This is a genomic window from Spiribacter salilacus, from assembly GCF_009649225.1.
GTDB classification, from domain to species: domain Bacteria; phylum Pseudomonadota; class Gammaproteobacteria; order Nitrococcales; family Nitrococcaceae; genus Spiribacter; species Spiribacter salilacus.
In genome coordinates this window covers 1-13,629 of record NZ_WJPP01000009.1, presented here as the reverse complement: position 1 = coordinate 13,629, position 13,629 = coordinate 1, and the positions used below count along the sequence as shown (strand labels likewise).

The window sequence follows — 13,629 nt, the reverse complement described above, 5'->3', positions numbered from 1 at the left end:
CCCCCCCCGCGGCGCCCGAAAAACGATCGATACCCCCCTTGAAAGGTTAGATGGCGGCCTGTTTGTATGTACGACGTAATCAAAACCCTCTCCCTTTTCGCTTACCCCCTAGGCGCCTTTTTTTTGCTGGCCGCCGTGGCATTGGCCTTGCGCCTGCTGGCCCGGCCGCGGGGCGCCATCGCCGTCGCCCTATTTGCCTTGGCTTGGCTGTGGGTGTGGTCGATGCCGGTGACGGCAGATCGCTTGAACGCAAGCCTGGAGGCCCAATACCCTTATCTGCCCGTCGACAAAGTGCCCACGGCCGATGCCATTGTGGTGCTGGGCGGGGCGTTTAGTAACGACGCGGCCTGGCCATATCCCTCCGCGGGCGGTTCTATCGACCGCTACTGGCATGGCGCACGGCTTTATCACGCCCGGCGGGCGTCAAAGCTTATCTTGAGCGGCGGTCGCCACCCCGAGCGGCCTGAAAACCTGAGCGAGGCCGAGGCCGGTCGTGAGTTCCTGCTAGACATGGGCGTGCCAGATGAGGCCTTGCTGCTCGATAACCTCTCGCGCACCACCCACGACCATATTCGTTACCTAAAGCCGATGCTGGCCGAGGCGGGCATCGAGCGCTTACTGCTGGTGACTTCCGCCACCCACATGCGCCGCTCCGAGGCCGTGTTCCGCCACGCCGGGCTAAACGTAACCCCCGTTGCCACCGCCTTTAGCGTACCGAGCGATCCCGTGATCACCCTGCGCCGCTACCTACCCAGCATCCGCGGCCTGACGGGCAGCACCCGCGCCGTCCACGAATGGGTGGGGTATGGATTTTATTGGCTGCGGGGGTGGTTGTGAGGGAGTTGGCCACCCCAGGCTCGCTGCCACGCGTCGAACTCGCTCGGCCGGATTTGATAGCGCGCAAAGTTGCCGGCATGCAGCGCTAATAGTTCGTCTTCAACCACCTCTCGAAAGTGCTCTTGCTCTGTGGGCTCAATATGAATGCTGGCATAATCTGCAACATGCATGATTGCCTCTTTGCGACCCATCGCTCCGCGGACCACCTCGCCAACCACGGCTTGGATAGCATCCCGATACGTAAGTCGAAACGGGTCAGGGGCGCCGAGTGATTGGCGCACCGCTGTGTAGCGCCTGACAGACCTCTCATAGGCCCAGATAAACAAATCCTTGAGAAGATCGATTCGGTTCATCTCGTAAACGCCGAGGACAGCCTCGGTGTAGATGTCACGCGGCACATCGGTAAAGGAGAGCGGAACCAGGTTATGCTTGATCAGGGGAATATTTGCACCCATTCGCGAGACTCGGCGGTTCACATCATCGAAGGGTTGGAGATAGGGTAGTTGCACCATGAAAAACAAAGCCTGCTCGAATGGATCATTGATGGCGGCAGTCTTCATCAGTATCTGCTCAAAATATTCTGCAATAAGCTGAGGCACCTCAAGGGGGTAGAAGGTTGAGCGTTCAATACCAACCGGGATGTAACGTAACTGCCCTTGCGCCCTCGAATTAGCCAACAAGTTATTGGCGAGCATGGCGTGAAGATTGAGGATGGTGAAGCGATTGAAGCCAATATCGTTTGCCTGGCCAACGAGGAATTCGATGGCATCCTTGTGGTTGAGGATCATCTGGGCCTCTACCGGGTCCCGACCTTCCACAGCATTGCCGAACTGGATGAGGCGCTTGGTGTCTAGCAGCGAATAGGTATTACCCTCCAGACGGCTGGAGTTCCATGATAGATCGATGAGGAGCCGATGGAGGATTTGCTTGGCGTAAGTGCCCGCCGGTTGGTCGGCCATGGGCGGTTTACCGATCTTTGCTAGATACGTGCGTTCCCGCAGCGAAAGATAAAAGTTTATGCCCGGTTGGTAGGCATCAAGAAAGCTATGATGATAACCCACCGGTTCGCGTGCCGCGGGCGACTGGCGAACGTACGCCCGAATTGCTGTGCTCTCATTAGAGAAAGCAATCGGCTCGTCGGGTTGGCTCACCGTGTTGGTCTCGCGCTCAACGGGCAGATGGTAAGTTGTCCAGCGCCGACTTCCCTGCTTGACGAGGCATTGCTGCATAACGAGTTGTTTGATGCGGTATTGAAGAGTCCGCAACGGCATATCACCCGGCAGCTCTTTAGCAATCTGCTGTGCCGTCACACCGCCTGAGTGGCGGTGTACGATCTCTAATATCGCCTCTTTGTCGCGCTCAAGGATGGACCGGGCCACACCAACCTCTTACTTGCGTATAAATTCTATGCGCCATTAAAGCACATTTAAGCGCAACATTCTTTGTCTATGCGCTTGAAAAAAGCGACTATGTGTAAGGATGCTGGTAATTTATTGTTATGAGCAAGAGCATGAGCAAGAGCAAGAGCATGAACAACGAAACGGCGCGCATTCGCTGGGCCGAACTCGAGCGGCATTTTGCCCGGGGCGTGGTTATGCGGGTGGCATCAGATCTTGACCTGGTGGCGGTGGCCGCGGCCTTTGTACGCGATGACGAGGCCGCCGTTATGGACTGGATGAGCACCCGCCGCGTGTGGCGCGCCAGCACCGAAGACGCCCAAGACTGGCACCAGCGCGACCCCGATCTCTGGGCCGTGGTCGCCGCCCCTTGGGTGCTGGTTCAGGAAGGCGCTTGATTAGGGGGTGTCTTGGAGGACGGGGGGCGGGGGGTTACCGTCGGCTCTTGGAGGACGGGTGGTGGGGTTACCCTCGGCTCTCTAGGTAAATTTCTGCCGATTGGCAGAGCGATTCTCGTTTTGCATAAATTTACCTAGGGCGCCGAATAACGATATACAACTCCTTCGTAGCCCCGCCCCGCTGCGCCGCGCCGCCGCGCCGCCGCGCTAGCCGGGAAACCCATAACCCGTCGGCCTGATGCGGCATTATCAGTCAAATTCTGGAGCGAGCAGCGATGGCGGAGGAGGGGGTAATGCCTTTTGGCTCTCTAGGTAAATTTCTGCCGATTGGCAGAGCGATTCTCGTTTTGCATAAATTTACCTAGGGCGCCGGATAACGATATACCACTCCGCCCGGCAGCCCAGCAGCAGCTCCGCAGCCCCGCCAAAAGTAACCCAGCCAAAAGCCGCCTCGCCGCCCAAAACCCGGCTTAATGTGATACCATCACCTAAATTTATATCATTGCTACCATTGAGCAAAAAAATACCTAATGGCTAACGTCAACATAAGAAACTTACCCGACGAAGTGCACCGCGCTATCCGAATTCAAGCGGCGCAGCATGGTCGCAGCACTGAGGCTGAAATCCGGCACATTCTGGAGCGAGCAGCGATGGCGAGAGAGCGAGTTAAATTGGGTTCATATTTGGCCAAAACGGCGGCCGAGCTGGGGGGGCTGACTGATGAAGAACATGCGCTCTTTGAGCAGGTGCGAGTAAAGTCGCCCGCCCGTGCGGCGCATTTTGAATGATTCTGCTCGATACAAATGTGATTTCGGAACCGCAGCGCCGGCAACCAAGTCAGCGCGTTCTTGACTGGTTCGATGCGCAAGCGTTGGAGACGCTCTACCTCTCAGTCGTCACGGTGGCTGAGTTGCGGGCAGGTGTCGCGTTAATGCCGGTTGGAAAGCGCCAAAACAGCCTAAATGATTACTTAGAACAGTATTTACTGCCAAGTTTTACTAACCGGGTGGTGGGTTTCGATATGGCCTGTACCAAGCACTATGCTGAACTGCTAGCCGAGTCTCGGGCTACCGGTTTAGCGATTGCAACGGCCGACGCCTTTATTGCTGCCATTGCGCTTGCTAACGGATTTTCCGTTGCTACACGTGATACCCAGCCGTTTGAGGCGGTCGGCCTAAAGGTTATTAACCCTTGGGTGAAATGAACCTCATCCAAACCATCCGCTCCATTTACGGCGATGGCCCCGTGCCGCTGCATCGCCCTGTATTTGCTGGCGATGAAAAAGCGCGTCTTATCGAGTGCATCGACTCCAACTTCGTCTCGTCAGCCGGCGAGCTGATCGCCGAGTTCGAGCGCCAAGTGGCCGCTTACACCGGCGCGCGCTATGCCGTGGCCACGGTCAATGGCACCGCGGCCATCCAAGTGGCCCTGCGGTTGGCCGGCGTTGGGCCCGGCGACGAGGTGATCACCCAGGCCTTTACCTTCATCGCCACGGCCAATGCCATCCGCTATTTGGGCGCCAAGCCGGTGTTTTTGGATGTAGACGAAGACACGCTCGGCCTATCGCCCGAGGCCCTAGAGCGCTTTTTGAGCGATGCCGCCACGGCCGGTCGCCCCATTAAAGCGGTGCTGCCCATGCACACCTTCGGCCACCCGGCGCGCATCGAGGCCATCGCCGAAATTTGCGCACGCTACCACCTGCCGTTAGTAGAAGATGCCGCCGAAGCCCTCGGCAGCTGGACAGGCACCCCCACCGGCACCGCCGCCCGCCAAGCCGCCAGCCACGCCACCCGCCACGCCGGCACCACCGGCCGCCTCGGCACCCTCAGCTTTAATGGCAACAAAATCATCACCACCGGCGGGGGCGGCATGATCATTACCGATGACGCTGACCTTGCCGCGCGCGCCAAGCACCTAACCACCACCGCCAAGCAGCCGCACCCCTACGAATTTATTCATGACGAGCTGGGTTACAACTACCGCATGCCTAACCTGAACGCGGCCCTGGGCGTGGCGCAAATGGCGCGCTTGGCCGAGATGCTCGCTGCGAAGCGTGAGGTCGCCACCCGTTATCAAGCCTTTTTTGCTGATCGCCCCGAAACCTTCATTACCGAGCGCCCAAGCACCACCGCCAACTACTGGCTCAATGCCGTTCTGCTGAGCGACCGACCCGCGCGCGACGCCCTGCTCGAGGCCACCAACGCCGCCGGCATCATGACCCGCCCCGGCTGGCAGCTCATGACCGACCTACCGATGTACGCCCATTGCCACCACGACGGCCTGGCCACCTCGCGCTGGCTGCAAGATCGCCTGGTAAATTTACCGTCGTCAGTGCCAGATGGATGGATGTAGATAATTGTTCTTGATGAAGAAAACCCCTAAATGTAAGATAAGGTAAAAATTTTTATCTTAGGTGCTTGGATGGCTGCTAATTCATATTGGTCTTTTTATGGGCGTCGTACTGAACGCAGCCAGCTAGACGAGATATTGGCTAGGAAGCGGTGGTTTTTTCTTCAGATTTCAGGTCGTAGACGGATTGGGAAGACCGCACTCATCCGAGAAGCGCTTCAGGCAGCTGCTGTTGATAAGACGCTATATATCCAGATACCAGATTCAGAACCGGCAGGCGTTATCACCGCATGTAATGGTTATTTAGAAATGTTTGGGATCGACCAGCGCATTCATAGCTTAGGGCAACTAGCTGGGCTGATAAGAGATTTAGTGCAAAGCGGCTATGTGATCGCTTTAGATGAATTTCAATATTTTCATCGTAAATCATTATTTGATTTTTGTTCGTTATTGCAGGCGGAGGTCGATCAGCTAAGTGCCAATGCAGCAGAGATTACCGGTGGGCTGATCGTTCTTGGGTCATTACATGCAGAAATGACGGCTCTGCTGGATGATAGACAGGCACCCCTTTTTAATCGGACTACCGATACGCTTGAACTTGGTCATCTGGATATTAGTTCAATCCTAGAGATCTTAAGGGCGCATGCCGACGATTCACCGGATCGGTTGCTATTTTTGTGGAACCTATTTGAAGGCGTGCCGAAGTTTTATCGTGATGCCTACGAGCAAAACGCCCTTGGTGCTGATCGTGACACGCTGCTTCGTCAACTGTTTTTTGCGAGTTCTTCCCCATTGAGAAATGAAGCGGATAACTGGTTTTTGCGTGAGCTCCGCGGACGTTATGACACCGTGCTGCAATTTTTAGCCACTCATCCTGGTTGCACCAATGCGGAAATTTTGTCTTACATCAAAGACGTTTCTGGCCCTGGTGAGGCCAAACAAGCTGGCGGGTATTTAAAGATTCTTCGTGAGCGTTATCAGATGATTGAGCGCAGATTACCTATCTTTGCAACGCGCAAGGCACGCAGCGGCCGCTACTATATCCGTGATAACTTTTTACGAGCATGGCTTGCAGCCCTGCAAAAGCCTGTAACGGCATCAGCGTTTAGACCGGTTGATCTGTTGATCGCCCAGGCAAATAACCGGCTTTCAGAAATTGAGGGTTATGCCCTTGAGGATCTGGCCGCACAGCTCTATCAAGAGCGCAGTCGCTTGGGGCTAGGTGATTTTCAATTAACGGAGCAGATTCTCGGCTACTGGGATCGTTCTGACGTCGAAATCGATTTAGTCGCGGTGGCCGAGGATGATAAAACAATCCGGTTTGGAACCTGCAAAAGGCAGGCCGATAAGTTACTCAACGCGGTTCCCTCCTTATTTGAGAGCGCGGCCCGCTTTTTATCGGTCCATAGGCAGTTTGGTGGTTGGCGAGTGGAGTATGCGGCGATTGCGCCATCAATTTCCGACTCGCAGCGTGCAAAATTGATGTCTAGTGAGGTTATTCCCCAGTCTCTAACCGACCTCTGTGAGGGCTTGTAAGCATGAACCCCCTCTCCCTAATCGGGCGCGATACCCCATTGTTTGACGAAGACATTGCCGCGCACGAGCCGGCGTTGACCGAGCAGGTGGCGGGCAGTCGGTTTTTGGTGATTGGGGCGGCGGGCACGATTGGCCAGGCGGTCACGCGCGAGATCTTTTGCCGCAACCCGGCCGCGCTAGATGTGGTGGACATTTCCGAGAATAACCTCGTTGAACTGGTGCGCGATTTGCGCTCGAGCATGGGCTACATCGACGGCGATTTTCGCACCTTTGCCCTCGATGCCGGCTCCACCGCCTTCGCCGCACTCATGCGCGAGCCGCGGGGGTACGACTACGTGCTCAACTTATCGGCGCTCAAGCACGTTCGCTCCGAAAGCGACCCCTACAGCCTGATGCGCATGGTTGAGGTAAATATCGAAAACACGCTGTCTACCGCGCGCTGGGCACAAGAAAAGGGTGCTGCGAAATATTTTTGTGTGTCCACCGACAAAGCCGCCGCGCCGGTCAACATGATGGGCGCAAGCAAGCGCATTATGGAGCGGTTTTTAATGCGCGAATCTGAGCGCCTGCCCGTATCGATGGCGCGCTTCGCCAACGTGGCGTTTTCTGACGGCAGCCTGTTACATGGATTTAATCAACGGCTTGCTAAGCGACAACCCATTGCCGCCCCCAACGACGTGCGCCGCTATTTCGTCACCGACACCGAATCGGGCCAGCTCTGCCTGCTCTCTTGCCTGCTGGGCCAAAATCGCGACATCCTCTTTCCCAAGCTCAGCGAGCGCCTGCATCTGATTACCTTTGCCGACATCGCCGTGCGCTATCTGGCCGCCCGCGGCTTTGAGGCTGTGCCCTGCAGCACGGAGGCCGAAGCCCGCGCCAACGTCGAGCCCCTTGCCGCCCAAGGCCAATGGCCCTGCTACTTTTTTGCCAGCGACACCACCGGCGAAAAAGACTTCGAAGAGTTCTACACCCAAGACGAAGACATCGACTGGCAGCGCTTTGCCAGCCTCGGCGTCATACGCAACCCCGCCACCTATGACGCCGCCCGGCTCGACCACTTCCTTAACGAAATCAACCGCCTACGCGCCGCCGGCACCTGGCAAAAAGCCGACCTCGTCGCGCTCTTCTTCCACCTCCTCCCCGACTTTGCGCACAAAGAGACTGGCCGGTATTTAGACGGCCGCATGTAAAAACTGCTATTTGGGGCGCCAATCCCCCTAATTTTCAGCGTCGATTGTTCTAGCTATTAATGGGTATTAATGCCACTTTTAGGTGATACAGGAGGTATCAATGAAAGCGGTTATTCAAGCGGGTGGTCAAGGGGCTCGCCTTAGGCCTTACACGCTGGTTTTGCCGAAACCGATGATGCCCGTTGGCGACTTGCCGGTCATCGAATTACTGCTCGGTTGGCTTAAGCGAAACGGCATTGAAGAGGTCACGGTCACCACGGGCCATTTGGGCAGCCTAATACAGGCGCTTTGTGGTGATGGCTCGCAATGGGGGCTCAAAATATCCTACACGGCCGAAGATAAACCGATGGGTACGCTCGGCGCGCTCGATATGCTGCGTGATGAATTAACCGAGCCGTTTTTAGTGCTTAATGGCGACTTGCTGACCGATCTTGATTTGCGCGCATTTCGCCGCTTTCACCTTAACCATCAAGACCCCTTAACGGTGGCCGTAAAAGCTACGCCCGTCCCGATAAATATGGGGGTTTTTGAGTTTGACGATAAAACAGGGCAAATCGAAGATTTCCGTGAAAAACCCGTCTTAAATTACAACTTTAATATGGGCATTTACTGCATGGACCCCAGCATTCTAGAGCGAATTCCTACCGGATTAAGCTTTGGATTTGACGATTTAATTTATTCCATGCTTGATGACAATGCCTCGGCGCGCGTTTTTGTGCACGAGGGTGAGTTCCTCGATATCGGCCGGCCAGAAGACTATAAAAAAGCCCAAAGTATGGTCGCCGAAGGGCGTTTGCCCAACTTTGGAACCTAATGGGGCGATGAAGCGGTTATTCGACATCACCCTCGCGCTCATCGGTGGCCTCATTGCGCTGCCTTTGATGGCGTTAATTGCGGTGGCAATTAAGCTCGACTCGCCCGGCCGCGCCGTTTTTGCCCAAACGCGTATTGGCAAGGGCGGGCAGCCGTTTACCATTTATAAATTCCGCAAATTTCCGCATCGAATGGGCAACCGCGGCGCTAACGTCACCGTGATGAACGATGCGCGCATGACCCGGCTCGGCCGCTTTTTAGAGCGCTCTAAGCTCGACGAGCTGCCGCAGCTTTGGAATATCCTCAAAGGCGATATGTCTTTCGTCGGCCCCCGGCCCGAAATCTTGCGCTTTGCCGATGCGTTTACTGGCGATCTTGCCTGCGTACACGATTTTTTGCCCGGCATTTTTGGCCCCAATCAAGTGGCCTTTCGCAACGAGGCGCTGCTCTATCCGCCCGATTGTGATCCCGAGCAGTTTTACCGCGACAACCTCCTCCCCAAAAAAGCCCGCGCCGACATTGCCTATTTCAGCCAAAACTCGCTGTTAAGCGACATCGGCTGGATTTTTAAAGGTGTTTTCCATAGCCTCATCGGCGCAGTTGCCTGGCGCGCTCATGCCCGCACACTGCTGCCGCCGCTGAGCCTGGATGTGGCGATGGTTATGCTCGCTTGGAGCCTTGCTAACTTCGCCCGCTTCGAGGGCCTACCCAACAGCCGGCACTGGGCCGTTTTTGTTGATGGCCTGTGGTTAATGCCGCTGGTGGTCGTGCCAGTGCTCCTGCTCGGCGGCGTTTACCGCGCGCCAGCGCGCCACTTCGGCTTTGGCGAAGCCGTGCGCATTGCCTACGCCAACGGCGTCGGCTGGGTGTTTGCGTTTGTGATTATGATGGGGCTCGTGCATCGCAGCTTGTCGCTGGGCTTGGTGCCCATCGCCGTGGTGCTGAGCGTGGCCTTCATGATTTTGCCCCGAGTTTTGGCGCGACGCCGCTACTATCGCAACGGCGCCCAGGCGGCCGCCGCGGCTGGCTCCGATGCCGTGCCCGTACTGATTTACGGCGCCAGCCCTCGCGGCGTTGCCTTAGCTTCGCTGCTCGGCGATGGCTTTGATCGCGTGCAGTTGCGCGGGTTTCTGGATGACGACGACGAGCGCTATCGCGGCAAACGCGTCGGTGGCCTGCCCGTACTAGGCTCCGAGCGAGATCTCGAGTCCATCTTTGCCGCCCAACCCTTCAGCGAAATTTGGCTCAGCTTCACCCCCAACTCCATCAAACAAGCCCGCCTCCGCTACTGGTGCCAGCAACACGGCGTCCGCCTCCAAGTTCTACCGGCCATCGCGCCGTTCGCCCAGCTGGTCGACGACGAGTTGGGCGTGGGGGCTGGTGCCGCCGGTGCCGGTGCGGCCGGTGTTGGCGCTGGAGCTGCTGGTGCCGGTGCGGCGGCTTCGGCTTCGGCTTCGGCTTCGGCGGGGCGGGATGGCTCCGCTGCGCGCGGTGGATGGGCGGTTGGCCAATATCGAGCGCCGGAGTGGTAAGGCTTTTGAAGGAAGGCACCGAGCAGCGATGCCGGAGGAGGGGGTAATGCCTTTTGGCTCTCTAGGTAAAATCCTGCCGATTGGCAGAGCAATTCTCGTTTTGCATAAATTTACCTAGGGCGCCGAATAACATCATACAACTCCTTCGGAGCCCCGCCCCGCCTCGCTGCGCCCCGCCCCGGCTCGCTGCGCCCCGCCGCGCCCCGCCCCCGCCCCGCGCACCAGTTCACAGAAATCCCACCACCCGCCGCGTAAATTCGCCCAATGTATCGCTTTGCAGAGCATTGGTTTCGCCAACTGTTGGCGGCCTCGCCAATTGTCAGCGTCACTGGGCCGAGACAGTCCGGCAAAACAACGCTCGCCCGCTGGATGGCAAAGCAAACGGGCCGGCCCTATTTATCGCTGGAAAATCTAGGGCTACGAGCGCTTGCTAAGGAAAACCCAACACAATTCTTAGCGCAATTAAAAAATGGCGCGATACTTGATGAGGTGCAACGGGTGCCGGCGCTCATGCCGTATCTGGAGTCTAATCTCGAATTGCTGCCGTTTAGCCGCTCAGAGCTGGCACGAGAAAAGAAAGCGCCGTCCTCATTAGAAAACACACTACTTACCGGCGGCTACCCCCCGCTATTCAATAAAAAGACGAATCGCCAGCAGTGGTTTGCAGACTATCTGGCAACTTTCGTTGAGCGGGATCTACAACAATGGTTGGTCGTGCAGAATATCGACTTGTTTTACCGGTTTGTGTACCGGTGCGCGCGGCAAAACGGCCAGCTTTTGCATCTGTCATCGCTGGCAGAAGACTGCGGCATTACGCGCAACACGGTGCGCGCCTGGATCTCGGTGCTTGAGGCCAGCTACCTCGTGCGCCGATTGCCACCGCATCATGCCTACTTCAAAAAACGCACCATTAAAGCGCAAAAACTGTATTTTTCAGATACCGGCCTGTTGTGCTGGCTGCTCGATATACACACGCCGGAGCAACTTCTAGCGCACCCCCTGTACAAAAAGATTTTTGAGGCATGGGTGATTAGCGAATACCGTAAGAACGCCCTTAATAAAGGCACACGCCCAGCCTTTTACTTTTGGCGCGACACCAATGGCAATCAAATTGACCTCATCATCGACAAATGCTCCCACATAAACCCGGTGCAAATTAACCCCACCCGAGATCTGCATAAGGGCCTTTTTACCGTCATCAGCCGCTGGATGAGGCGGTCGGGTCCGATGGCGCAATTTCCAACGCTCATATACGGTGGCAATTTAAACGCCTTACGGCATGGCGTTAACGTGCGTGGGTGGCAAAAAATACGCTAAAATCAGCACATGAAAAAAGCATTTATTACCGGCATTACCGGCCAAGACGGATCTTACCTCGCTGAGTTTTTGCTGGAAAAGGGCTATCAGGTGCATGGCATTAAGCGCCGCGCCTCGCAATTTAATACCCAGCGCATCGACCATATCTACCAAGACCCGCACGACCCCAACCCGCGGCTATGCCTGCATTATGGCGACCTCACCGATAGCTCCAATCTCACCCGCGTATTGCACGATGTGCAGCCCGACGAAGTGTATAACTTGGGCGCGCAAAGCCACGTGGCGGTGAGTTTTGAGTCGCCCGAGTACACGGCCGATGTCGATGCCTTGGGCTCGCTGCGCCTGCTCGAGGCCATTCGCCTGCTGGGCCTGGCGGAAAAAACGCGGTTTTATCAGGCCTCCACCTCCGAGCTCTACGGCCTTGTTCAAGAAACGCCGCAAACCGAACAAACTCCTTTTTACCCGCGCTCGCCGTACGGCGTGGCCAAACTGTATGCGTACTGGATTACCATCAACTATCGCGAGGCGTACAACATGTATGCCTGCAACGGCATCCTGTTTAATCACGAATCGCCGCGCCGTGGCGAGACCTTCGTTACCCGTAAAATTACCCGCGGCCTGGCCAACATTGCCCAAGGCCTGGAAGACTGCCTCTACATGGGCAACATCGACGCCCTGCGCGACTGGGGCCACGCCAAAGATTACGTGCGCATGCAGTGGATGATGCTGCAGCAAGACGCCCCGCAAGATTTTGTGATTGCCACCGGGCAGCAATACTCGGTGCGCGAATTTATCACCTGGGCGGCGGCCGAATGCGGCATCACGCTGCGGTTTGAGGGGGCGGGGCTAGACGAGCGCGGCATCGTCGAGGCGATTAGCGGCGACAACGCCCCCGGCGTGCAAGTGGGCGACACCATTGTGCGCATCGACCCGCGGTATTTCCGACCAACGGAGGTTGACACCCTACTGGGCGACCCCGCCAAGGCCGCCCGCGAGCTCGGCTGGACCCCCGAAATTACCACCCGCGAAATGTGCGCCGAAATGGTAACCGAAGACCTAAAAGCCGCCCGCCAACAAGCCTTTATCCAGTCCCACGGCCTATGAGAATTTACGTGGCAGGCCATCGCGGCATGGTGGGCTCGGCTATCGTTCGTCAGCTCAATAAGACCGATCATCAGATCATCACCCGCACCCACGCCGAGCTTGATCTCACCAATCAGGCCGCCGTGCACGAATTTATGCAGGCCGAGCGGCCCGACGCCGTCATCCTTGCCGCCGCCCGCGTCGGCGGCATTAAGGCCAACAACACCTTTCCGGCCGAATTTATTTACGACAACCTCATGATCGAGGCCAACGTGATTCACCAGGCCTTTGCCGCGGGCGTCAAAAAGCTGCTTTTTCTTGGCAGTTCATGCATTTACCCGCGCAATGCCGCCCAGCCGATGGCCGAAGACGCTCTGCTTACCGGCACCCTCGAGCCGACCAACGAACCGTACGCCATCGCCAAAATTGCCGGCATCAAACTCTGCGAAAGCTACAACCGCCAATACGCAGACACCCACGGCATCGATTACCGCAGCGTGATGCCCACCAACCTCTACGGCCCCGGCGATAACTTTCACCCCGAGCATTCGCACGTGTTGCCGGCGCTCATCCGCCGCTTTCACGAAGCCGCCGCGGCCAACGCCCCCAGCGTGACCATCTGGGGCACCGGCCAACCCCGCCGCGAATTTTTGCACGTCGACGACATGGCCGCCGCCTCGCTATTCGTCCTCAACCTCCCGCGCGACGTCTATATCGCCAACACCCAGCCCATGCTCTCGCACATCAACGTGGGCACCGGCCAAGACCTCACCATCCGCGAACTAGCCGAAATCATCGCCGAAACAGTCGGCTTTAGCGGCGAAATCCTCACCGACCCCGCCCAACCCGACGGCACCCCCCGCAAACTCCTCAACGTCTCCCGCCTCAACGCCATGGGCTGGCACGCCCGCATCGGCCTACGCAAAGGGATTGAAGAGACTTATCGGGCGTTTAAGGAGGCCGCTGTGGCGGGGTAACTTCCTTGCAAATTTAAAATATTATTTTCGATATGCAAGGTTAAGTTAGCGTTTAAGGAGCGGCTGAGCGGATGGGGCGGCTCAGCGGGTGGCGGTGGTGTCAGGCTCCCTAGGAAAATCTATGCATTTCGAGAATGCTATTGCCAATATTCAGAAATTTTCCTAGGGGCGTTGAGGGCGGTACCCACACCCCCCCCCCC

General features: G+C 57.0%; 13 protein-coding genes. 12 read left to right on the top strand and 1 reads right to left on the bottom strand.

The window, feature by feature from the left end; genetic code table 11:
* Positions 1–66: 66 nt before the first annotated feature.
* Positions 67–837, top strand: coding sequence for a YdcF family protein (locus GH984_RS10725; RefSeq protein ID WP_153720217.1), 771 nt, complete (start codon positions 67–69; stop codon positions 835–837).
* Here the strand turns inward: GH984_RS10725 and GH984_RS10720 are convergent.
* Complete coding sequence (locus tag GH984_RS10720) at positions 813–2,216, bottom strand: Fic family protein (RefSeq protein WP_369692054.1); 1,404 nt, start codon at positions 2,214–2,216, stop codon at positions 813–815. The genes GH984_RS10725 and GH984_RS10720 overlap by 25 nt on opposite strands.
* A 131-nt stretch (positions 2,217–2,347) precedes the next feature.
* Here GH984_RS10720 and GH984_RS10715 point away from each other — a divergent pair, with 131 nt between their 5' ends.
* The 11 genes from GH984_RS10715 (at position 2,348) to fcl (ending at position 13,429) form a co-directional block, all read left to right on the top strand.
* Positions 2,348–2,632, top strand: coding sequence for a DUF2288 domain-containing protein (locus GH984_RS10715; protein ID WP_253939225.1), 285 nt, complete (start codon positions 2,348–2,350; stop codon positions 2,630–2,632).
* 530 nt (positions 2,633–3,162) lie between these two features.
* Positions 3,163–3,420 (top strand): FitA-like ribbon-helix-helix domain-containing protein, encoded by a 258-nt coding sequence (locus GH984_RS10710; protein ID WP_153720215.1) that lies wholly within the window; start codon positions 3,163–3,165, stop codon positions 3,418–3,420.
* Complete coding sequence (locus GH984_RS10705) at positions 3,417–3,836, top strand: type II toxin-antitoxin system VapC family toxin (RefSeq protein ID WP_153720214.1); 420 nt, start codon at positions 3,417–3,419, stop codon at positions 3,834–3,836. Before GH984_RS10710 ends, GH984_RS10705 begins: the two co-directional genes overlap by 4 nt.
* On the top strand, positions 3,833–4,984 hold the full coding sequence (locus GH984_RS10700) for a LegC family aminotransferase (RefSeq protein ID WP_153720218.1): 1,152 nt from the start codon (positions 3,833–3,835) through the stop codon (positions 4,982–4,984). The genes GH984_RS10705 and GH984_RS10700 overlap by 4 nt, the downstream gene beginning before the upstream one ends.
* Positions 4,985–5,053: 69 nt before the next feature.
* A complete protein-coding gene (locus GH984_RS10695) occupies positions 5,054–6,517 on the top strand; it encodes an ATP-binding protein (protein WP_153720213.1) in 1,464 nt (487 codons plus the stop codon).
* Positions 6,518–6,555: 38 nt separating this feature from the next.
* Entirely contained in the window at positions 6,556–7,707 is a 1,152-nt protein-coding gene (locus GH984_RS10690; RefSeq protein WP_253939224.1) for a UDP-N-acetylglucosamine 4,6-dehydratase, read from the top strand.
* A 100-nt stretch (positions 7,708–7,807) separates the two neighbouring features.
* Positions 7,808–8,521: a nucleotidyltransferase family protein gene (locus GH984_RS10685; protein WP_153720211.1), complete on the top strand. Its 714-nt coding sequence runs from the start codon at positions 7,808–7,810 to the stop codon at positions 8,519–8,521.
* Between the two features lie 7 nt (positions 8,522–8,528).
* Positions 8,529–10,052: a sugar transferase gene (locus tag GH984_RS10840; protein ID WP_216643669.1), complete on the top strand. Its 1,524-nt coding sequence runs from the start codon at positions 8,529–8,531 to the stop codon at positions 10,050–10,052.
* Positions 10,053–10,316: 264 nt separating this feature from the next.
* On the top strand, positions 10,317–11,369 hold the full coding sequence (locus tag GH984_RS10675; protein ID WP_153720210.1) for an ATP-binding protein: 1,053 nt from the start codon (positions 10,317–10,319) through the stop codon (positions 11,367–11,369).
* A gap of 9 nt (positions 11,370–11,378) precedes the next feature.
* Complete coding sequence (gene gmd / locus GH984_RS10670; protein WP_153720209.1) at positions 11,379–12,473, top strand: GDP-mannose 4,6-dehydratase; 1,095 nt, start codon at positions 11,379–11,381, stop codon at positions 12,471–12,473.
* Positions 12,470–13,429, top strand: a complete 960-nt coding sequence (fcl, locus tag GH984_RS10665; protein WP_153720208.1) for a GDP-L-fucose synthase — start codon at positions 12,470–12,472, stop codon at positions 13,427–13,429. The genes gmd and fcl overlap by 4 nt, the downstream gene beginning before the upstream one ends.
* Positions 13,430–13,629: the final 200 nt, after the last annotated feature.